Source organism: Rhizobium sp. No.120 (assembly GCF_054558365.1).
In genome coordinates this window covers 42,600-63,922 of record NZ_BAAJNQ010000008.1, presented here as the reverse complement: position 1 = coordinate 63,922, position 21,323 = coordinate 42,600, and the positions used below count along the sequence as shown (strand labels likewise).

The 21,323-nt window shown below is 60.3% G+C and carries 23 protein-coding genes; 9 read left to right on the top strand and 14 right to left on the bottom strand.

What is annotated here, in order from left to right; genetic code table 11:
- Window positions 1–12: 12 nt before the first annotated feature.
- Both ACYJRZ_RS21245 and ACYJRZ_RS21240 read right to left on the bottom strand, forming a co-directional pair.
- Window positions 13–360 carry a CAP-Gly domain-containing protein gene (locus tag ACYJRZ_RS21245; RefSeq protein ID WP_113389262.1) on the bottom strand — a complete coding sequence of 116 codons (348 nt, stop codon included), beginning with the start codon at window positions 358–360 and terminating at the stop codon, window positions 13–15.
- A 119-nt stretch (window positions 361–479) separates the two neighbouring features.
- Window positions 480–1,358, bottom strand: coding sequence for an AraC family transcriptional regulator (locus ACYJRZ_RS21240; protein ID WP_459462263.1), 879 nt, complete (start codon window positions 1,356–1,358; stop codon window positions 480–482).
- Between the two features lie 182 nt (window positions 1,359–1,540).
- On the opposite strand from ACYJRZ_RS21240, the gene ACYJRZ_RS21235 reads away from it, so the two are divergent.
- The 3 genes from ACYJRZ_RS21235 (at window position 1,541) to pdxA (ending at window position 4,798) form a co-directional block, all read left to right on the top strand.
- Entirely contained in the window at window positions 1,541–2,392 is an 852-nt protein-coding gene (locus ACYJRZ_RS21235; protein ID WP_459462261.1) for an oxidoreductase, read from the top strand.
- Between the two features lie 208 nt (window positions 2,393–2,600).
- Window positions 2,601–3,785, top strand: a complete 1,185-nt coding sequence (locus ACYJRZ_RS21230) for a four-carbon acid sugar kinase family protein (protein WP_459462259.1) — start codon at window positions 2,601–2,603, stop codon at window positions 3,783–3,785.
- Window positions 3,782–4,798, top strand: coding sequence for a 4-hydroxythreonine-4-phosphate dehydrogenase PdxA (pdxA, locus tag ACYJRZ_RS21225; protein WP_459462257.1), 1,017 nt, complete (start codon window positions 3,782–3,784; stop codon window positions 4,796–4,798). Before ACYJRZ_RS21230 ends, pdxA begins: the two co-directional genes overlap by 4 nt.
- Window positions 4,799–4,802: 4 nt before the next feature.
- Here pdxA and ACYJRZ_RS21220 read toward each other — a convergent pair whose 3' ends face one another.
- Window positions 4,803–5,714, bottom strand: coding sequence for a LysR family transcriptional regulator (locus ACYJRZ_RS21220; RefSeq protein ID WP_459462255.1), 912 nt, complete (start codon window positions 5,712–5,714; stop codon window positions 4,803–4,805).
- Between the two features lie 112 nt (window positions 5,715–5,826).
- Between ACYJRZ_RS21220 and ACYJRZ_RS21215 the strand changes: the two genes are divergently transcribed.
- From ACYJRZ_RS21215 to ACYJRZ_RS21205, 3 genes are all read left to right on the top strand, one after another.
- A complete protein-coding gene (locus tag ACYJRZ_RS21215; protein WP_459462254.1) occupies window positions 5,827–6,573 on the top strand; it encodes an SDR family oxidoreductase in 747 nt (248 codons plus the stop codon).
- A 98-nt stretch (window positions 6,574–6,671) separates the two neighbouring features.
- Window positions 6,672–7,145 carry a VOC family protein gene (locus ACYJRZ_RS21210; RefSeq protein ID WP_459462252.1) on the top strand — a complete coding sequence of 158 codons (474 nt, stop codon included), beginning with the start codon at window positions 6,672–6,674 and terminating at the stop codon, window positions 7,143–7,145.
- 226 nt (window positions 7,146–7,371) lie between these two features.
- A complete protein-coding gene (locus ACYJRZ_RS21205) occupies window positions 7,372–8,115 on the top strand; it encodes a metallophosphoesterase (RefSeq protein ID WP_459462250.1) in 744 nt (247 codons plus the stop codon).
- 55 nt (window positions 8,116–8,170) lie between these two features.
- On the opposite strand, the gene ACYJRZ_RS21200 is transcribed toward ACYJRZ_RS21205, so the two are convergent.
- The 5 genes from ACYJRZ_RS21200 to ACYJRZ_RS21180 form a co-directional block, all read right to left on the bottom strand.
- Complete coding sequence (locus ACYJRZ_RS21200) at window positions 8,171–11,329, bottom strand: efflux RND transporter permease subunit (protein WP_459462248.1); 3,159 nt, start codon at window positions 11,327–11,329, stop codon at window positions 8,171–8,173.
- A 22-nt stretch (window positions 11,330–11,351) separates the two neighbouring features.
- Complete coding sequence (locus ACYJRZ_RS21195; RefSeq protein ID WP_459462246.1) at window positions 11,352–12,500, bottom strand: efflux RND transporter periplasmic adaptor subunit; 1,149 nt, start codon at window positions 12,498–12,500, stop codon at window positions 11,352–11,354.
- 59 nt (window positions 12,501–12,559) lie between these two features.
- Complete coding sequence (locus ACYJRZ_RS21190) at window positions 12,560–13,168, bottom strand: TetR family transcriptional regulator (RefSeq protein WP_459462244.1); 609 nt, start codon at window positions 13,166–13,168, stop codon at window positions 12,560–12,562.
- 229 nt (window positions 13,169–13,397) lie between these two features.
- Window positions 13,398–13,877 (bottom strand): hypothetical protein, encoded by a 480-nt coding sequence (locus ACYJRZ_RS21185; protein WP_459462242.1) that lies wholly within the window; start codon window positions 13,875–13,877, stop codon window positions 13,398–13,400.
- 113 nt (window positions 13,878–13,990) lie between these two features.
- Window positions 13,991–14,422, bottom strand: a complete 432-nt coding sequence (locus ACYJRZ_RS21180) for an OsmC family protein (RefSeq protein WP_459462240.1) — start codon at window positions 14,420–14,422, stop codon at window positions 13,991–13,993.
- 70 nt (window positions 14,423–14,492) lie between these two features.
- Here ACYJRZ_RS21180 and ACYJRZ_RS21175 point away from each other — a divergent pair, with 70 nt between their 5' ends.
- From ACYJRZ_RS21175 to dgoD, 3 genes are all read left to right on the top strand, one after another.
- Window positions 14,493–14,654 (top strand): hypothetical protein, encoded by a 162-nt coding sequence (locus ACYJRZ_RS21175; RefSeq protein ID WP_459462238.1) that lies wholly within the window; start codon window positions 14,493–14,495, stop codon window positions 14,652–14,654.
- Window positions 14,655–14,762: 108 nt separating this feature from the next.
- On the top strand, window positions 14,763–15,557 hold the full coding sequence (locus ACYJRZ_RS21170) for a FadR/GntR family transcriptional regulator (protein ID WP_459462236.1): 795 nt from the start codon (window positions 14,763–14,765) through the stop codon (window positions 15,555–15,557).
- Window positions 15,558–15,588: 31 nt separating this feature from the next.
- Window positions 15,589–16,737, top strand: a complete 1,149-nt coding sequence (gene dgoD, locus ACYJRZ_RS21165) for a galactonate dehydratase (RefSeq protein ID WP_092712672.1) — start codon at window positions 15,589–15,591, stop codon at window positions 16,735–16,737.
- A gap of 325 nt (window positions 16,738–17,062) precedes the next feature.
- On the opposite strand, the gene ACYJRZ_RS21160 is transcribed toward dgoD, so the two are convergent.
- The 6 genes from ACYJRZ_RS21160 to ACYJRZ_RS21135 all read right to left on the bottom strand — a co-directional run bounded on the left by ACYJRZ_RS21160 (window position 17,063) and on the right by ACYJRZ_RS21135 (window position 21,291).
- Window positions 17,063–17,779 (bottom strand): Bax inhibitor-1/YccA family protein, encoded by a 717-nt coding sequence (locus ACYJRZ_RS21160; RefSeq protein WP_112341769.1) that lies wholly within the window; start codon window positions 17,777–17,779, stop codon window positions 17,063–17,065.
- 23 nt (window positions 17,780–17,802) lie between these two features.
- Window positions 17,803–18,573 (bottom strand): anti-sigma factor family protein, encoded by a 771-nt coding sequence (locus ACYJRZ_RS21155; protein WP_459462233.1) that lies wholly within the window; start codon window positions 18,571–18,573, stop codon window positions 17,803–17,805.
- Entirely contained in the window at window positions 18,560–19,099 is a 540-nt protein-coding gene (locus tag ACYJRZ_RS21150) for a sigma-70 family RNA polymerase sigma factor (RefSeq protein WP_459462231.1), read from the bottom strand. Before ACYJRZ_RS21150 ends, ACYJRZ_RS21155 begins: the two co-directional genes overlap by 14 nt.
- A gap of 64 nt (window positions 19,100–19,163) precedes the next feature.
- The gene (locus ACYJRZ_RS21145; RefSeq protein ID WP_459462229.1) at window positions 19,164–20,087 is read right to left on the bottom strand and encodes a bestrophin family protein; all 924 of its coding nucleotides are present in this window, start codon (window positions 20,085–20,087) and stop codon (window positions 19,164–19,166) included.
- 124 nt (window positions 20,088–20,211) lie between these two features.
- On the bottom strand, window positions 20,212–20,964 hold the full coding sequence (gene msrA / locus ACYJRZ_RS21140) for a peptide-methionine (S)-S-oxide reductase MsrA (protein ID WP_459462227.1): 753 nt from the start codon (window positions 20,962–20,964) through the stop codon (window positions 20,212–20,214).
- A gap of 117 nt (window positions 20,965–21,081) precedes the next feature.
- Window positions 21,082–21,291, bottom strand: coding sequence for a SlyX family protein (locus ACYJRZ_RS21135; protein WP_015341249.1), 210 nt, complete (start codon window positions 21,289–21,291; stop codon window positions 21,082–21,084).
- Window positions 21,292–21,323 lie beyond the last annotated feature (32 nt).

Here is a 21,323-nt window from a genome sequence, read left to right as displayed (position 1 = left end):
TGCCGCCTGCCCTCAGACCTTCTCCGTCTTCTTGGTCTTCACCTTCGGCTCGGCGGGCGCATCCGGCGTCGGCGCGAGCAGCTTTCTGAGCGAGGCGATCTTGTCCTTCACCAGCGGGCGGAAGCGGCTGGCGCGATAGGGCATGTCGGCGGCGCCATAACCTTCCGGCCCGTCGTCATTGCCGCGATGGATCTCCTCCAGCTTCACGCCGATGAAGGTGCCGTCGACATAATGCGTGTATTCGCCGACCCAGCGGATGGTGTAGATCGTTCCCTTGCGGATCAGCTGATCGATGCTGACATGCTTGAACGTGTCGTCGACACAGACGACCTTTTGCCCCACATGGAAATCGTAGCTCACCCTGCCCTCCTTGAGGCGACGAAACATAATGGCTTCTGCCGCTAGGGCAGGAACATGGCCAGATATCGGCAAATCCGGTGCGCTTCACTCTCCAGAACAAATCATCCGGCGAGTCAAGTTCATCTGCCGCTGAGAAAGGCTGCGTCCGTCGCCGGCGGCCGACCGAACAATTTGCGGTATTCACGCGTGAACTGCGTCTGGCTGTCATAGCCGACCTCAAATCCGATCTCCCGTGCGTTGCCCTCGCGAAGGAGCAGCCGGCGACGCGCTTCCTGCAGCCGGATGAGCGCCCGATATTGCAACGGCGTCATCAATGTCACGGCCTTGAAATGCCGATGCAGCGATGTGGGGCTCATTCCCGCCATATCAGCCAGCTTGCCGATGCTCATGGCCTCGGCGAAATGGCCCTTGATCCAATCGGTGACGCGGCCGATCTGCGCCAGATTCGTTCCGTGCGTGGCAAGCTGCCGCAGCATAGGCCCGAGCTCGCCGCGCAGCAGCCGATAATAGAGTTCAAGCTTGGCAAGCTTTGCCATCATGTCGATATCGTCAGGCGCATCCAGGCAGGAGACGAGGCGCAATGCGGCGCTCACGATCTCCGGCGTCTGCCGCGACACCGCAATTCCCGTGCGATCGAGAGGCTCCGCCGCATGAATCACCGGAGCCTCCGCAAGAAGCTTTGCGATCTCCTCTCTCTCCAGTTCGAAGGAGAGCGCCAGGTGCGGGCTCGCCGGATCGGCCTGTTCGATCCGCGCAGACACCGGCAGATTGACCGTCGCGATGAAATATTGCGAGGAATCGACGCTGAAAACCCGCTCTCCGAGCCGGATCGTCTTCTTCCCCTGCAACACCATGCAGATTCTTGGACTGTAGACGGTGTCCGTCGGCAGGGTCGGCCGATCAACCCTATAAAGCGTCAGCCCCTGCACCTCGGTCGTCTGCTTCTGAACGGCAGCGTGACGGCTGATCAGCTCTCGCAGCTGCGTCGAAGATTCCATAAATCCGGCTTTCGATGATGGCGACATTTCCTACACATGATATCGCCAACAGGCAAAATTGGAAGGATCGTATGAAAGTCTGGTCCTTCTGCCCTAACGCTTGAATGCCAGCCGCTCCTAGTTTTGCGCAAGGCGATCCTTCGACAGAAGGCTGCCAAAACATGCAAATGAAGGAGCAGAACATGAACGACACACCTGTATGGTTTATCACCGGATCATCCGCGGGCCTCGGATTTGAGCTTGCAAAATCCGTGCTCGAGCGCGGTTGGCGGGCGGTCGTGACGGCAAGACAGCCTGAGCGGCTGGAGGCCCTGGTCGCCGAGCACGAGGAGCGCGCTCTGGCACTCCGCCTCGACGTCACCGACATCTCCACGATCCGTACGGCAGTGGCCGATGCCATGGCCGCCTTCGGCCGGATCGACGTGCTCGTCAACAATGCCGGCTACGGTTATCTCGCCGCCATCGAGGAAGGCGACGATGAGGGCGTGCGCAAGCAGTTCGAAACGAATCTGTTCGGTCTCATCAATGTCACCAAGGAAGTATTACCCGGTATGCGCGCCCGCAGGAAAGGCCATATCGTCAATATCTCGTCCTTGGGCGGCCTGGTCGCATTTGCCGCCACCGGCTATTATCACGCGACGAAGTTTGCCGTGGAAGCGATCTCGGAATCCCTGTCCTATGAGGTTGCGCCACTTGGCTTGAAGGTGACGATTGTCGAGCCGGGCGCGTTTCGCACCAATTGGGCCGGAAGCTCGATGGTCGAATCCCCGATCCGGATCGAGCATTATGACGACACGGCCGGAAAACGCCGCCAATCCACGAAAGCGTCCTCCGGCAATCAGCCGGGCGATCCCTCGCGTGCCGCGGCCGCCATCATAACGGCGGTCGAAGCCGAGGTGCCACCGCTTCGATTGCTGCTGGGCGCTCCGGCACTCGATATCGCCTACAAGCGTCTCGAAGCGCTCAAGGCGAATTTCGATGCCTGGAAAGACGTTACACTGAGCGCCGACTTTCCTGATTTGCGGAAGAACTGACTTTCTCGCAGGCGGAAGCATCGCGCACCGTGGCCGGCGGCACCCGATTACGCGCCTGCGAGAACAAGACGAATGTCACAATACCCATCCAATGAAACGGTGACAAAGCAACCGTTGACAAGCCCCATGGAAGGCTGAAGATGCGCTTCGTTCAAGCAGCCGTAAGGCCTTGCTTCCATATCCGATACCCGCAAGGCTCGTTGAGTTCATGCCCACCCTCCGCCTCATTGCCGATGACTTAACCGGCGCGCTCGACACCGCCGTGGAATTCGTCGGCGTCTACGGGCCAATCGACGTGGAGCGCAGCGATGCGCTTTCCGAGACCCTGCCGGATTGCCTCGCAATCGACAGCGGCACTCGCGAGAAGACGGCAACGCAAGCGGAGGTGATCGTCGGCGGCATCGCGCCGCTGCTGGAGGGCGCCGATCTCGCCTTCAAGAAGGTGGATAGCCTGTTTCGGGGGCCTTGGGCGGCGGAGCTTGCAGCCTGCTTCCGGCTCGGCCACTGGCGCCATTGCATCCTCGCGCCGGCCTTTCCGCATCACGGGCGGCACACGCGCGGCGGACGACAGGTGCTTTATGCCGGCAGGGACGCCTGGCGCGACATCAGCGGCGATATAACAGCGCATTTGCGCGCCGAGGGTTTGCAGGCTTTCAACACACCACTCGATAGGCTCGAAGGCCAGTCCATTCCGGATGGCATCCATGTTTTCGATGCGCACACGGATGACGATCTCGATGCCATCATCGTATGGGTCTCATCTGAGCTGAAGGGGCCGGTTCTCTGGAGCGGCACAGGCGGCCTTGCCCGGGCTCTAGCGCGCAATATCGAGCTGGCGACTCATCACCTGCCTCGCGCAAATAAGGACAAAGGCGAACGCCACCCAGCGCCATCGGTCCCTATCTCGCGCAAGCTGCGGAGGCCGGTGCTCGGTCTGTTCGGCTCCGATCAGCCGATCACGCTGGCGCAGCTCCAGGCCTGCGGCCCCAATTGGCTGAAGCTTGCGGAAGGGGCCGATGCTGGCGCCATCCATCATCAAATTCAGCAAAGCGGCATCGCCATGATCAGCCTCGATCTGCCGACGGGGCTTGAACGCGAGGATGCTGCAAGGCGCATCGCGGCGAGCTTTGGCGGCATGGCCAAGGCGTTGCCCGCCCCAGGCACGTTGATCGTCGCCGGCGGCGAGACCCTGCGCAATCTCTGTTCGGCGCTCGATGTGTCGGCCCTCAGCATCACCGGCCAGGCCGCACCCGGCCTGCCGCGCTCGACGATCGTCGGCGGTCCTTGGGAGGGCACGACGGTCATCTCAAAGTCGGGCGCATTCGGCGGCCCCACCCTATGGCGCGATCTCTTGAGTGAAAACGGGCTGATTGCCGGAGGAGAAGAACCATGACGCGACATCTCGCAATCACCATGGGCGATCCCGCTGGCATCGGTCCGGAAATCATCGTCAAGGCCGCGGCTCGGCTCAGAAATAGACTCGATAATGGTAAGCTAAAGCTAAACATTATTGGTAGCGGCCCTGCCCTGCGTCTCGCCGAAAAGCAACTCGGCCTCGATATCAAAATTCCTGAAGTGCAGATGGAGGCCGACTGGCCGAACCTCTGCTTCATCCAGGCCGATGCCGAGGGAGAACCGATCCTGCCGGGTCGGCTTTCCGCTGATGGCGGCCGCATGGCCTTCAAGGCGATCGAAAAGGGCGTTCAGTTGGCGCTGTCAGGTAAGGTCGGCGGCATCGTCACCGCACCGCTCAACAAGGAAGCGCTTAACAAGGCTGGCTTTCATTATGCCGGCCATACAGAACTGCTGGCGGAACTCACAGGCGCGCGCAGCTCGGTGATGATGCTCGCCCATGGCAATATGCGCGTCAGCCACGTCACCACCCATGTGGCACTTGAGGATGTGCCGAAGCGCCTGACGCCCGAGCGGCTGCGGCTCGTCATCGACCTCACCGATAAAGCGCTCAGAAATCTCGGCATCGCCAACCCGAAGATCGCGGTGGCGGCGCTCAATCCGCATGCCGGCGAAGGCGGCCTCTTTGGCCGGCAGGATATCGATATCTCCGCGCCGACCATCGCCAAGGCGGTGTCCGACGGGCTCGATATCGTCGGCCCCGTTCCCGGCGACACCGTTTTCGTCAAGTTGCGCGCCGGCCAGTACGACGCGGTCATCGCCATGTATCACGATCAGGGCCATATACCGGTCAAGCTGCTCGGCTTCGAGATCGATCCGGCCACGGGCAAATGGATGGATCTTTCCGGAGTCAACATCACGCTTGGCCTGCCGATCGTGCGCACCTCGGTCGATCACGGCACGGCCTTCGACATCGCCGGCAAGGGCATCGCCAATGAGCGCAGCCTGATCGAGGCGATCGAATTCGCGGAGAGATTGGCGGCCGGCCGATAAGGCCCTAAACCGCCGATGTCCCGCCAAAAAGCAAATCGGTGCGCTCGGCGACCAGCGTAAGGAAAGCCTTCGTCCTCGCCGCAGGACGCGGCCCCGGCGGATAGATGGCATGCACGTCCACAAGCCTGAACTCATAGGCGGGCAACAGGGGAACAAGCCTTCCTTCGGCAATTTCCTTGCCACAGACGGCTGCAAACAATGCACCTATTCCCCGCTCCGCCAGCACCGCCTCCATCAGCGGCCTCCAATGATTGACGCGCCATTTTGTATGGATGAGTGCTTCCACCGGCTTGCCGTCGGGACCGATCAGATGCAGCCGCTCGTCCGCCGCGAAACCCGCAACCCTAATGAACGGATGCGCCGCTAACTCCGCGGGTTCCCGCGGTAACCCGTGTCGCTCGATATAGCCGGGAGCTGCCAGCAGGAACCGCCGCATCGTCCCCAGCCGGCGGGCGATGAAATTGCCGCTGCCGATCTCGCCGATGCGGATGGAGAGATCCACACCTTCAGTCATCGGATCGACGAAACGATCATTCAAGGTCATGTCTATTGCCAGGTCCGGGTGCAATCTCTGGAATTCGACCAGCAGCCGCGGCAAAGTCATCTCGCCAAGCCCGTGCGGTGCTGCGATCCGAAAGGTTCCGGTCAGTGACGTCTCGGCCGATGCAACGGAAGCCTCTGCTTCCTCGGCAGCCTCGATGGCACGCTTGGCATAGTCGTAGAAGCGCGCGCCGGCGTCGGTCGCCTGCACCGAACGGGTCGTCCGGTAAAGGAGCCGCGCGTTCAAGTGCTTTTCCAGCTTCTCGACGCGTTCGCTGACGGTGGGTTGGCCGAGGCCGAGGTCGCGTGCCGCGGCCGAAAGGCTGCCACGTTCGACAACGCGAGTGAAGATGCGCATGGCGGAAAGCATATCCATGATCACATCTTATCGTCTTTTACGATAAATGACATCGCTATTCGCTTTCTTCCCAAGCATATGCCGATCGACGATCTTCTGGGCGGTCAACAACCCAATCGGAGAACCAGTCTTGCAGACCAGCACCATTCAAACGGGCAATCCGCAGCCTCAATCGTTCCAAGGTCAGAACATCGTCATCATCGGCGGCTCCTCGGGGATCGGCTTGGCAACGGCCAGACAGGCCAAGGAAGCCGGCGCAAATCTCTTTCTGCTATCCCGCAACCCTAAGCGTCTTCGGGAAGCCGCCGTGGCGATCGGTGGCGCAGTCCAGATCGTCTCTGATATTGCCGCCCCGCAGCCGGCGATGTTTACGGGGATCGAAAGAATCGACCATCTGCTGATCACGGCGGGAACCGTGCAGCTGCAGTCGCTGAAAGATCAGTCGGAGGCGGATCTCCTGAAGGTCATCAGTGAGCGTCTGATCGGGCCTTTGCTTGCCATCAAGGCCGCCCTTCCGCTTCTGCATCCCGCAAGCTCGATTACCATGACCTCCGCACAATTGGCCTCCCGCCCCGCTGCCATCGGCGCTGTCGTGGCCGCGGCCGTCGCCGCGGTCGAGAGCACGGTTCGTGCCCTCGCCCTGGAATTATCGCCGATGCGCATCAATGCGGTTTCTCCGGGATGGGTGGATACCCCACTGCTCGATGGCCTGATGGGAGAGGCCAAGCGGCAGGTGCTCGAACAGACCGCCTCCACGCTCCCTAGCCGCAATATCGGCCGGCCCGAAGATATCGCCCAAGCTATTCTCTTCCTCATGGCAAATCGCTTCGTGACGGGAGAGATCTTGCATATCGATGGTGGCGGCCGCTTGGTCTAGCCGCTCGACTGTCGGCAAGAACTCGAAAATTCCGCAATCGTGTCGGCTTTGCCGCTCCTCTTTCGTCCTTGGGGCATCCAACGAGAGAGGAGCACCCAATGTCCAAGATTGCCCCATGCCTGTGGTTTGCGCGGGAAGCCGAGGAGGCTGCGAATTTCTATGTTTCGCTCTTCCCCGATTCCCGGATCGATCACGTACAGAAGAACATTGTCGACATGCCCTCCGGCAAGCCCGATGAGGTTCTGGTCGTTGCTTTCACGCTCGCCGGCCAGCGCTTCATGCCACTGAACGGCGGCGACCGCATCGAATACAATCATGCGATCTCGCTGGAGGTGGATTGCGCAGACCAGGCTGAGGTCGACCACCTTTGGGGCGGCCTCGTCGATGGCGGCACGCCGGTGCATTGCGGTTGGGTGACGGATCGCTATGGCGTCTACTGGCAGGTCGTGCCGACGGTGCTCCGCAAGTATATCGCCGATCCGGATCCGGCCAAGGCCGCCCGCGTCATGCGAGCCTGGATGGGCATGGTCAAGCTCGACATTGCCAGACTCGAAGCCGCCTATCGCGGCTGAGCGACCGTTCTGGGGATCGAGTCATGGGCGAGGTCCGCCGAGCGTTCTGAAATTCCCTGCAATTTCAGCGGTTCAGACCAATGCCTGTGCCCGTAAGACTTGCGGCGGATCGACGCTTGGAATACCGTCTACTATAGGCTCGCCACAGGCGGGTTTCTCGACATCATGTCAAGCAATTGGACTGCCGCGCCGTTAAGGCACGACCCGGCAGGAAACGGCCGATTTCATGCAGCATCCAAGAGAACGTATCGATCTCACCGGGCGTGATTACACGGCGATTTATGCCCTAAGCGACATCCATGGCTGCTATGATGAGATGGCGGAGGCCGAAAGGCGCATCGTCGCGGATGCGCGCAGCCTCCCCGGCCGAAAGCTGCTGATGTATCTCGGCGACTATGTCGATCGCGGCCCGCGCTCCGGCGATGTTCTCGCGCATCTCAGCGCACCGCCGCCGGAAAACTTCGACCGCTACACGCTTTGCGGCAATCACGACGATGTCTTCCTGCGTTTTCTCGACGATCCCGAAACCAATAGCCACTGGCTCGAATTCGGCGCACTGCCGACGCTCGCCTCCTATGGCATCGATGCCCGGCACATTCTTGTCGATCTCGGCTACAGCGTCCAGCAATTGCGCGACATGACACTCAGCGCCATGCCGCCGGCGCATGTCGATCTCCTGCGTTCATTGGCGATAGCCGTCACGTTCGGCTCGACGCTCTTCGTCCATGCCGGCATCAAGCCCGGCATTCCCTTAAGCTATCAGACGGATGAAGATCTGATGTGGATCCGCGAACCCTTCCTGTCGGAGGGGCCGCAACTGCCACTGCAGGTGGTCCACGGCCACACACCGCATTCGCACCCCACTTTCGGCTTGGGCCGCATCGGCATCGATACCGCCGTTTCCATGGGCGGAAGCCTGACGATCCTCAAGATCGCCGACGGCAGCTCGACAATCCTGCAATCGATCTAAACGGTTCAAACAAATATCCCGGCTCGAAGCCGGGATATTTGTTCTTTCAGGTGCCTTACTCTGCCGCCACAGCCGGCGGCAGCTGGATCGTATTCTGCTCCTCCGCGTCGGCGTGCTCCTTGGCCGGCGGTTCCGCCGACTTGTTCTTCGGCTCGCGGCCGAAGAACAGGGCGTAGCCGGCGGGCAGGACGAAGATCGTCAGCACGGTCGCGACCAGAATGCCGCCCATCATGGCGTAGGCGAGCGGTCCCCAGAAGACGCCGCGCGAGATCGGTATCAACGCCAGCACGGCCGTCAGCGCCGTCAGCATGATCGGCCGGAAACGACGCACGGCCGAGCCGATGATCGCCTCCTTCCGGTCCATGCCCGCCGCGATATCCTGGTCGATCTGGTCGACGAGGATGATCGAGTTACGGATGATGATGCCGAGCAGTGCGATCACGCCGAGGATCGCGACGAAGCCGAAGGGCGCACCGCTGATCAGGAGGGCACCGGCCGCACCGATGATGCCGAGCGGGCCGGTCGCGAGCACCAGCATCGCCTTGCCGAAATGCTGCAGCTGCGCCATCAGGAGCACGACGATGATGACGAGCATGATCGGCGCCTTGGCAGCGATCGAGGCTTGGCTCTCCGCGCTGTCCTCGGCACCGCCCTGGATCTCGATCTTGTAGCCGGCCGGCAGGCTGTTCCTTAGATCAGCCATATCGTTGTAGAGCTTGGCCGTCACGTCGTTCGACTGCACGTTATCAGGCAAGGTTGCCCGCACTGAGATGGTCGGCAGACGATCGCGGCGCCATTCGATGCTCTGCTCCATGACGGGCACGATCTTGGCGACTTGCGACAGCGGCACGAACCCGCCCGAGTCGGTCGGGATATAGACGGAGTTGACCGAGGTCAGCAGGTGGCGGCTCCCGTCCGGTTCGCGGGCAACGATCCCGACGGTTTCCTCACCCTCGCGATAATTGTCGAGCGTGAAGCCGGACATCGAGGCCTGCAGCATCTGGCGGATGCGTTGCGAGGTGACGCCGAGAGCGCGAGCGCGATCCTGATCGATCACGAGCTTCATGGCTGGCACCGGTTCGAGCCAGTCGTCATGGATGGCGCCGAGCAGCGGGTTTTGGGTAAAGCGCTGCTTCACCTCGTCGGCAATACGGCGAACCTCCTGCCGGTCGGGACCCATGATGCGCAGCTGCACGGGCCAGCCTGTGGGCGGGCCAAGGAACAGGCGGTCGACCTTGCCACGGACGGAGGGGAAATCCGCCGCCAGGATGCCGCGCATCTTGGCAATCAGCCGCTCACGTGCCGGCTCGTCCTTGGCCATGACAAGCATCTGCGCATAGTTCGGGTTAGTGAGCTGCTGATCGAGCGGCAGGAAGAAGCGCGGCGCGCCCTGACCGACATAGGTCGCGATGAAACGCTTGTCCGGATCATCGGCCATGCGGGCTTCCAGCGCCTGCGCCTGACGCTCGACTTCCTTGATGCTGGTGCCCTCAGGCAGCCAGAGATCGACCAGGATTTCCGGACGCGACGACTGCGGGAAGAAATTCTGCGGAATGAACTGGAACGACCACAGGCTGCCGACGAAGGCGGCAAGCGTCAACAACAGAACAATGACGCGGTGGCGCACGGCCCAGGCGACCGAAGAGTGCAGGCGGCGATAGAAGCGCGTATCGAACACATCATGATGCTCGCCGGCATGGTGGCGCTGCTTGAGGATCATGTAGCCGAGCCATGGCGTGAAATAGACGGCCACGAACCAGGAGACGACGAGCGCGATGCCGACGACATAGAACAGCGTGCGGACATATTCGCCCGCGGTCGATGCTGCAAAGCCGACGGGAATGAACCCGGCCGTCGTGATCAGCGTGCCGGTCAGCATCGGGAAGGCGGTCGAGGAATAGGCGAAGCTTGCGGCATCGAGCTTGACCAGCCCTTCCTCTAGCTTACGCTCCATGAGCTCGACCACGATCATGGCATCGTCGACCAGTAGGCCGAGCGCGATGATGAGCGCGCCGAGCGAAATACGCTGCAGGTCGATGCCGAACTCGTACATGATGGCGAAGGTAGCGGCCAGCACCAGCGGAATGGCGATGGCGATCACGAGACCGGAACGCCAGCCGATCGACAGGAACGAGACGATCAGCACGATGACGAGCGCTTCGCCGAGCGCATGCATGAATTCGCTGATCGCGTCGGTGACGACATCAGGCTGGTTGGCGATCTGATCGACCTGAACGCCGACCGGCAGAGAGGCTTCGAAGCGCTTGTAGGTTTCCTCAACCGACTTACCGACATCGGTCACCTTGAAGCCTGGAGCCATGACGACACCGAGCTGCACGCTTGGATGGCCATTGTAGAGGAACTTGGCAGTATAGGGGTCCTGCAGCCCGGCGGTGACCGTAGCGATATCGCCGAGGCGTGTTACTTGGCCACCGGCGTTGAGTCGCAGGTTCTTGATATCCTCGATCTTGTTGACGTCGCCCTCGACCGAGATGCGCACAGAGCGGGTGCTGGTATCGACATTCCCGGCCGGATCGACGCTGTTCTGGCCGACGACGGCGTTCTTGAGGTCGTTGAGCGTCAAGCCGCGCTCGGCCAGAACCTTGGAGGAGACGTCGATATAGATCTGTTCCGCCTGGTCGCCGATGATGGTTGCCTTCTCGACACCTGGCGTCGAAAGCAGCATGTCGCGGGCCTGGATGGCAAACTTCTTCAGCTCTGGATAGCTATAACCATCGCCACTGATCGAATGCAGCGTGATGAAGGTATCGCCGAATTCATCGTTGAAATAGGGGCCGAGCAGGCCCGACGGCAGCTCGTTGCCGATATCGCCCACCTTCTTGCGGATCTGGTAGAAGGCATCCTTCACCTCGGCGGTGTTGGTATCGCCCTTGATCTGGATGGTGGTGATGGCAAAACCAGCGCGGGTGTAGGATTTGACCCAATCGAGATGCGGCGTTTCCTGCAGCTTGCGCTCGATCTTGTTGACCACCTGGTCTTCCATGTCTTGCAGCGAGGCGCCGGGCCAAACGGTCTGGACCACCATGACGCGGAAGGTGAAATCCGGGTCTTCCTTCTGACCCATATGGGTCAGGCCCAACGCGCCGGCGATAATGATAAGCCCGAACAGAAAACGAGCAATACTTGGATGGGCGATCGCCCAGCGCGACAGGTTGAAACGCTTCCTCTCGCCGGAGGTGCTGTTGATGGACATGGTGTCGTCCCCTCGATCCGGGTCAGCGTACAATAGCCGCCGAAGCGGCGCTGGTTTCTGCGGAGGCCTGCTGGGCTGACGCAGCCGGAAGCTTGACCTTCATGTTCTCGTTCATGAATTGTGTGCCGGCGGCAACGACGACATCGCCGGCTTTCAGGCCATCGCCAACCCGTACGCCGTCATCGGCAAAATCGGCAACCTTGATGGCACGGGAATGGACCGTGCCGGCACTGCGATCGACCAGCCAGACGATCTGTTTTCCGTCCTTCTGCGCAAGAGCGCTGAGCGGGATGGAAACATAGGGCTGGGTATTGTCGGCAAGCGCCTCGATCGTCGCGGTCATGCCAAGCAACACGCGCGGATCGTTCGGCACGCTTACACGTACCGCAAAGGTGCGCGACTGATCGGCGCTCCCTGATACTTCCCGCACCTTTCCATCCAGAACGAGGGCGGCGTCAGACCAGAAGCGCGCCTTGACCTCCTTGCCGACCTTGAACTGGGCGATGTCCATTTCCGGGACCGCGACCTGCACTTCCTTCTCGCCATCGACGGCAACAGTGATGACGGGTGTGCCGGAACTGACCACCTGGCCGACATCGGCATTGATTGCGGTCACGATACCATTCATGTCAGAGGTCAGGTCGGCATAAGCGACTTGGTTTTTGGCTTCGCTCAGGGCCGACACCGCAGAATCCCGCGACGAAACGGCCTGCTCATAGGAAAGCTCCGCCTGCTCGAGCTGCGACTTGGAGGTAACATTCTTGTTAAAAAGCGTCTGCGCGCGCGTGCGGGCAAGCTCGGTCGTCTGCACCTGCTTTTCGGCCGCATCCAGATCGGCCTGCGAGCGACGCACGGCGAGGATATAATCGGTCGCATCCATGCGAGCGATCACATCGCCGGGCTTTACCCTCTGGCCGATATCCACCTTGCGCTCGACGATCTTGCCGTTGACGCGAAAGCCGAGATTCATTTCCGTCCGTGCACGGACGGCGCCGGAATAATCGAGCTTGCGCGTCGTGTCCGCTTGGGCGATTTCGACCACCTTGACCGGCCGGATCACCTCCGCCGTCTCCTCTTTCTTCTCATTGCAGCCCGCGAGACCAAGTCCGAAAGCGGCAAAGAGCGCCGCGCCCGCAATGGTCCGTAAAGTGTTGGTCGTCAGCGAAACCATGTCGCTCTCCTAAAGTCGAACAAAGAGTACGAGCACGCCGGCCATCCGGATGCGCATTGTTATTTCTTCAAAGCCCTGATGACGAACGCGATGATATCTTCGGGATCCGCCTGGTAGGATTTGGCAAGGCACTGAGCCACCATCTGCGGATGACAGAGATCGACGGTCGTCGCAGCAAAGCATTTGGCGGCAAGATGCGGATCCTGTTCGGCGAATTCGCCGGCAGCAATCCCCTCGGCGATGATCTCGGCGACCAGCGCTTGCGTACGCTCGATATGCTTTTCGATGACATGCCAGTCGCGCTCGATGGCGACGATGACCATCTCGTGAACCTTCTGCTCATCCAGCATGGTCTCCAATATCATCTTGTACTGAGATAGCGCATAAGCCCGCAGCCGCTCGGTCGCGCTGATCGGCTGATTGCGGATACCAAGGGCCATCTGATAGCTCAGCTCCAGCATGCGCCCACATAGAGCCTGGTGAATTTCCACCTTGGAACCGAAGAAGCGATAGATGTTTGCCGTCGACATGCCGAGATCGCGCGCGATGTCGGCTACATTCGTCTTGCTGTACCCATAGTGGCGAAACAGCTTTTCGGCGGCGTCGAGAATACGCGTGATGTTTTCCTGGCGGGCAGGATCGGCGTTGACATCGTGAAGCTCGAGCATAAAGAAAGCCTGATAGATTACGAGTGACGAATTTCAATTTTCGTCACTCGTAATCTATCAGAGTGCCGATGTCAAGAAGCCGCCCACAACCGTAGGCAGCTTCAGATGCTACTGAATAAACCGATGATGCGGCGAAGAACTTGAAACAACAGTTAAACGTTCAACAACGCTCCTTGCGGAACGGGCTGAAAGGCGTCCGGCATTTTGTCGCAGGCCGATCCCTGCGCGGTCAGGCACCCACAAGTGTTGGATGGAAACGACGAAGGCTGAAAAAGCCGACGAAGACAATGACCACCAAAAGCGCCACCTGCGCCGCGAGAATCGGCGGTTCGTTTCCGGTGGGTGCCAGCGTATTGAGCGCCGGTATCTTCTGGAACGATTGAATGATGAGCACCAGACAGTTGAAGAATAACAGCACGAGCGCGCCGATCACGAAAACGGCGCGCCATATGCCGGCAAGGTGGAATGTGTAACGCGCCAGCGCCGTCGGAATGAATATGAGCAGACAGATGATGCCGACGATGATCGCCGGCGTCACACCATGAAACGGGAACAGAAAACCCGTCAAGCTGGTGAGAGCCGTCGTCAGCATATAGACGAGCGTCGAGCGATTATGACGGTCGGCCGTGAGGAAGCCGTAGGCTACCACGATGCCGCTGATAATGGCGATCAAGCTGATGACGACGTGAATCAAGAGAATTCCAGACATTCGCCCCTCCTTGAGCATTGCATTAAATGGAAATGACAGCCCAATTTCGAATGCGGAATATATATGAAACGCGCCGCGCCAGCCAGGGCGACGCGAAAGAGCCAAAAGACCGCTTAGGCGGCGTGAACTTCCAGAGAAATCGGAACGGAAGCGAGCGCCTTTGAAACCGGGCAGCCAGCCTTCGCCTTGTTGGCAAGCTCGGTGAATGTGGCCTCATCGGCGCCGGGGACCTTGCCGATCAGTGTCAGATGAATGGCGGTAATAGCGAAGCCGCCTTCAACGCTTTCAAGCGTGACCTTGGCCGTCGTCTCCATGCTTTCGGCAGTGAAGCCGGCTTCATTGAGGATCAGCGACAAGGCCATGGTGAAGCAGCCGGCATGCGCCGCGCCGATCAGCTCTTCCGGATTGGTGCCTGGAACGCCTTCGAAACGGCTGGCAAAGCCGTAAGGATAATGATTGAGCGCGCCGCTTTGCGTCGAGATCTGACCCTTGCCGTCCTTCAAGCCACCGGACCATTGAGCCGAACCTGTGCGATTGATCTGCATGTCGTTCTCCTTGTCGTTGAATGAACTTGGGTGCGGAACCGCCTCCCGTTGATGATCGACGGCAGGCGGAATGGCCGCCCGCGTCAACACCATAATCGTTCTATCCCGCGAAGACGACGCCGCAGTAACAGCAGCGGCGCCGATTTTGAAAAGCCTGATAGCCGCGGACTGGTCTCAAATGGCTGAAATGCAGCAGACTAAATCATCATACAAGAATATTGCCAATGTATGATGATTGGCGTATTCTCATCTCAATGCGAAAAGGGAGGCACGAAAGCGCCCAGATCTTTCGCAGCGAGAGGTGTCCGCAGAAACTGCGGAATGATGCGGAGGATAAAGCGTGGAATCGCTGCAAAGGCAGGAGCATGGCGCGTCGGCCAAGCTTGAGCGTCGTCCGCGTGTGCGCAGAAACGTGACGGCGGCGATCGCCGAAGACATCTGCGCCGAGCGCTATGCTTCCGGCTCGACCCTGCCGCGCGAAAACGATCTCTGCGAAATATACGGCGTCAGCCGCACGGTTATCCGCGAATCCCTCAAGGTTCTGGAGTCCAAGGGCCTCGTGCGAGGCAAGCCGCGCATCGGCACTTCCGTTTGCGATATGGATGATTGGAACATTCTCGATCAGGATGTGCTGGAGTGGATGGGTCCTTATATCGCCGATTTCGATATTCTCGGTTCCATCCTCGAAGCGCGCCGCACCATAGAGCCCGCCGCCGCCGAATATGCGGCCGAGCGCGCCACGGCCCGTGAAATTGCCGACCTGGAGAGCGCATGGCAGCAAATGCGCGACAGCGGCGATGATCCGGAAGGCTTTACGGAAGCCGACGTGGCTTTCCACAAACTGCTGCTCAGCGCCAGTCACAACCAGGTGTTCCGGCGCCTCTCCAGCGCCATGCATGCCGGCCTCAAATATGCGCTGCACGCCTCCAACGTCGCCGCCGACAGCCGCGACGAAGCAATCGCCGTGCACGGCGAACTCGTGGAAGCGCTGCGCCTTCGCGACCGCGATGCGGCGCGCGCCTGTGCCCATCGCATGCTCGATCTTGCCGCCCGCGATCTCGCCGTCGAACGACGGCTGGACAAAGGCCGGAAAACAAATCCCGAAACCCCGAGATCCGCGGCATCGCGCCGCTGACGCAACCCGAAGTCCAAACGGAATTATTCCCATGAAAATTACCAAGCTGACGACCTATATCGTTCCGCCGCGCTGGCTGTTCTTGAAGATCGAGACCGATGAAGGGATCGTCGGCTGGGGCGAGCCCGTGGTCGAGGGTCGCGCGTTGACCGTACAGGCGGCCGTGCACGAACTGGAAGACTATCTGATCGGCAAGGATCCGTTCCTGATCGAGGATCACTGGAACGTCATGTATCGCGCCGGCTTCTATCGCGGTGGCGCCGTCCACATGTCGGCGCTCGCCGGCATCGACCAGGCGCTCTGGGACATCAAGGGCAAGGCGCTCGGACAGCCGATCCATTCGCTGCTCGGCGGCCAGGTGCGCGACAAGATCAAGGTCTATTCCTGGATCGGCGGCGACCGTCCCTCCGACGTCGCCAACAATGCCAAGGATGTGGTTGCCCGTGGCTTCAAGGCGATCAAGCTCAACGGCTGCGAGGAAATGCAGATCGTCGACACCTATGACAAGGTGGAAAAGGCTGTTGAGACCATCGCCACCATCCGCGAGGCGATCGGCCCCTATATCGGCATCGGCGTCGATTTCCACGGCCGCGTCCACCGGCCGATGGCCAAGGTGCTCGCCAAGGAGCTGGAACCCTACAAGCTGCTCTTCATCGAAGAGCCGGTGCTGTCGGAAAACCGCGAAGCGCTGAAGGAAATCGCCAATCATTGCTCGACGCCGATTGCCTTGGGTGAGCGCCTCTATTCGCGCTGGGATTTCAAGTCGGTGCTGTCGGACGGCTATGTCGACATTCTCCAGCCCGACCTCAGCCATGCCGGCGGCATCACCGAATGCCGCAAGATCGCGGCCATGGCCGAAGCCTATGACGTCGCGCTTGCCCCGCATTGCCCGCTCGGTCCGATCGCGCTCGCCGCCTGCCTGCAGGTCGATGCCGTCAGCTACAATGCCTTCATCCAGGAGCAGAGCCTCGGCATCCACTACAACAAGGGCAACGACATCCTCGACTACATCTCCAACAAGGAGGTGTTCCAGTATGCCGACGGCTTCGTTTCGATCCCGCAGGGTCCCGGCCTCGGCATCGAAGTCGACGAAGCCTATGTCATCGAGCGCGCCAAGGAGGGCCATCGTTGGCGCAACCCGGTCTGGCGCCACGAGGACGGCAGCGTCGCCGAATGGTAAGATTATGCTCGTCCCCTGACGGACGAGAAACCGCATATCTCCAATGATGAAAGGCCCGATGGCAGCAGATCTGCGCTATCGGGCCTTTTCTTTAGACAGTGCTCTTCTTGGTTCGGCACCTTCCCCTTTGCCGCGTGGCGGCGAACATCGCTGCAGATCCCGTCTGCCGCCCTCCCAAAAAAGTTGCGCCTGCAGTATCGGCGCAGATACTGCAGGCGCGTCATGCGTCTCAACAAGCCCCCAGGGAGACGCATTCCCAGAGCACGATCACCAAAAACGTGGAGTGTCTTTTGGCTCAGACCATGCTCAAGCAGGCAATTTCTAACTACTCCCGCTCGCCGGTGAAATTCAGCAGCAGCTGGAAGATGTTGACGAAGTTCAGGTAGAGCGACAGAGCACCGAAAACGGCGAGCTTCTGCTGCGATTCCTGATCGTAGTTTTCGGCATACTGCTCCTTGATGTTCTGCGTATCCCAAGCGGTCAGGCCGACGAAGACGACGATACCGATGATCGAGATGGCGAACTGCAGGGCGCTCGAACCCAGGAAGATGTTGACGATGCTGGCGATGATCACGCCGAACAGACCCATCATCAGGAACGAGCCGATGTTGGAGAGATCACGCTTGGTCGTATAGCCGTAGAGGCTGGTAGCGCCGAACATGGTCGCAGCGATGAAAAAGGTGCGCGCGATGCTCGTACCGGTGAAGACCAGGAAGACGGAGGCCAGCGACAGGCCCATGACTGCGCAGAAAGCCCAGAACATCATCTGCGCTGTGCTTGCCGACATCGACTGGATGCGGAACGAGAAGAAGAACACAAAGGCGAGCGGCGCCAGCATGACGACCCACTTCAGCGGGCTCTGGAAGATCGGCACATAGAGCGCCGGCGTCGTGCCGACGATCAGCGCGACGATTCCCGTCACGACAAGGCCGATGCCCATGTAGTTGTAGACGCGCAGCATGTGCCGGCGCAGCCCCTCGTCGAAGAGCGCCTGAGAGCCGGCGGCGGCTCCGTAGCCGTATCGCGGATTGGTCGGATTCATGGTCGTTCTCCTTTAAATTCGAACTAGTACAGGCTGCGGGCAAGCTTTTCGGCATCGCCGTCAAGCTGACCCGCCTTGCCGTTGCCGATCAGCGCATAGGCGACTTCACCGATCTGCCAATAGGCAGCCTGGACATCGTCACGCTTTATGTGACTGACATCCTGCACGGCGAAATTGCCCGGACGGACGGCAAACAGTGACAAATGTCCGTCTTCGCCGGCATCGACCATCATTTCGACACTCGGACCGAATTCGGACGGATAGATTTGCGCGTCCGTGACGCGCCAGTCCCCCGGCAGCTGCGGCAAAATGATTGCCGTGGATGCGCGGATTTCATCCGGATTGTAATTGGCAGCCGCCGACTGCGGCTTGAGCTCTTCGCGTACGGCCGTGGTCTTGTAGGCGCGCACCGCATCGTCGACGAAGGTTGGCGGCCGCGTCGATGCACTGACCTCGCTCGCCGTAAAGGCGCCGAAGGACGTATGCGCGACCCAGCCGGTCGTAACCAGTACGGCAATGGCCGCGACGCGCTGGAAAGAACCCAGCATGCGGCCGTAGACCAGCCCGCGCTCCAGCCGCCGCGCGGCCTCACGCGTTTCCGCCCGAACCACATGGCCTTCTCCGGCCAGCGCCATGCGCAGCTCGCCGCGGATGCTCATGTCAGCCATCACCTTGGCTGCGATCTCCGGATGTTCCGAGAGATAGGATTCCACCTCGACACGGCGCGCAAGCGTCAGCTCGCCGTCGACATAGGCGTCGAGATCGGTATCGATGATCGGATCAACGATTTTCATTGCCGCCTCCCTCGATAAGCCTGAGATGTGAAACCTTCGAGGTAGCCTCCTCGAAACTACGCAGCGTCGCGCGAGCCCGCGCAATGCGGGACATCAGCGTGCCCAGAGGAATGCCAAGTGCCGATGCCGCCTCCTGATAGGAGAGATCCTCGATCGCAACGAGATGCAGCGCCTCACGCTGCTCCTCGGGCAGACTGAAGAAGGCTTCGCGGACCTGGTTCAAACGCACCGTATGGTCCTGCGATGCCGGCAGCGCCGTTTCGAGATCGGCCGCAGCCTCCTCGTGACGACGGTTCAGCGACTTCTTCTGGCGCAGGCGATCGATATGCACATTGTGCAAGATCGACAGCAGCCAGGTGCGCAGATTGCCGTCGCGCCGGAAGGATGCCTTGCGCTCATAGGCCTTGACCAGCGCGTCGTGCACCAGATCCTCGGCCTCGTCCGCATTGCGCACAAGCGAACGGGCGTATCGTCTCAGCGACCCGAGCTGCCCCAAAACATCGAATGTGCGTCCTTTGCGTTCCATACACCTATATACGGAAGCACTCCGGATTCTATTCCATCGCCCGGCGAATATTTTTGCCGATTTTTTACATCAGCAGGAAATCCCTGGGCTGCGGCAGCGGCGGCAGGTCGGTTTCCCCAAGCGCTTCGCGCAAATTGATCTCGATCGTATCGGCAAGCGCGCCGATCGCGAGCGCATTGGGTCGCTTGCCGAAAGGGTCTTCCAGCTCGTCGCCCAGCGCATCCAGACCGAAGAAGGTGTAGGCAATGAGGGCAGTCACGAAAGGCGAGCCCCAGCCGAGCGTGTCGACATAGCCAAAGGGCAGCAGGAAACAGAAGAGATAGGCGGTGCGATGCAGAAGCAGCGTATAACCGAACGGAAGCGGCGTATTTCGGAGCCGCTCGCAAGCCGCCTGGGCCGCACCCATCTGGCCAATCGTGATGTCCAGCATCTGATATTGGATATCGGAAATCACACCCGATGCTTTCAGCCGCGCGAGATCGGCGGACATCAGGCGCAGAATGAGATCAGGTTTGTTGCGAGCCGCACGGTAGAACTCTGCTTCGCTCGGGGTCAGCAGGCGAAACACCTTGCCTTCGTCACTGCCGGGCCGCAGAAGACAGACCAGCGCCTGCGCGAAGGCCATGGTCAGACGTAGCAGGTTTTTGCGTGCTTCGACGCCGGCCCCACCCGCTCCCTCGAGCACCAACGTCTGCCGGGCAAAGCTGCGTGACACATTGATGAGCTGTCCCCAATCGCGCCTGCCCTCCCACCAACGATCGTAACAGGCATTGTTGCGGAAGCCGAGGAAGATCGAAAGCGCGATGCCGAGCAGCGAAAGCGCCGAACCATTGAAGGAGACGATGAGGTTCGGCCGCTCCTCATGGCCCCAGACGATTAATGCCGACAGCAGAAAGATGGCAATGATCTGTGGCAGGATGCGCCGAATGATCGACCCGCGGACGATGAAGAAAAGCTGGAAGAGATTCGGCCGGTCGCGGACGATCATGACGAAATGCACTCTCGATGACTATCTGGTGAAGCAGAAATACACCAGACGCACCGGCAGTAACGATCATTTCTTGCAAGGCGGCTCTGACCAGCAGGCATCGCTCGCCGGTCAGGGTGGATCATCATTTCGCGCTGGCGCTTGCCGTCACCAGAACCGGGTCGGCGCGATAATCGCTCGGGAAGAGATGCTGCAGGTTCTTGATCTTCGGCAGGTCGTTGATGACGATATAGGGATAGTCCGGATGCGTCGTCAGGAAATCCTGATGATAGGCCTCGGCGGCATAGAATTGCCGCGCCGGCTCGATCTTGGTGACGATCGCAGCGTCGAAGACCTTGGCATGGTTGAGCTGATCGATATAGGCCTTGGCGATATCGGCCTGTGACTGGCTGGTCGGGAAGATGGCTGAACGATATTGCGTGCCGGTATCCGGCCCCTGACGGTTCAGCTCCGTCGGATCATGCGCTACCGAGAAATAAATCTGCAGCAAATGACCGTAGCTGATCTTATGGGGGTCGAAGACGATACGCACGGATTCGGCATGGCCTGTCTCGCCCGAGCCTACCATTTCATAGTGCGCAGCATCCTTGCTGCCGCCGGTGTAACCGGATGTGGCGCTGATCACGCCGTTGACGTGCTGGAAGACGCCTTGCACGCCCCAAAAGCAGCCGCCGGCAAGCACCGCAGTCTCCGTATTGGCGGAGGATGCCTTTTCATCCATGCTCGGCGCGGGAATGACGCGGGCGTCCTCGGCAGAGGCGCGACCGGCGAATTGCAGCGCAACGCCGCCGAGCAATACCGCGATCGCCGCAAAGCCGGCCAAGCGGGTGACGCGCCCTGAATAAATGCTGATCGTGTCCTTCGATAAAATCTTCATGACGATTTCCTCTCGACCGCGATTGTAAATGCTACAGTCACAAGGGAATACGGGAGGACAGGCATTTTTGTTACGCGCGCCCGCGTGCAACACCGAAATGTGAACGCCGGACGCAGCTCAGTAGTGCGGCGGCTTGGTAATGGCCGGCGCGTCGAGCGACTGCTCCTCCAGCGTCAGAAACCGCTCGGTCAGCCGATCAAGTTTCTGCCTGGTCTGCTCGACCACCTTCCATTGCTCGGCAAGCTGATCGGAAAGCTCCTCGATCGTCTTGGCCTGATAGGCGACGGTTTCCTCAAGTTTGGTGATGCGGCTCTGTTCGTCTGACATGTCTGATCCCTTTCGCAACGATCTACAGCACC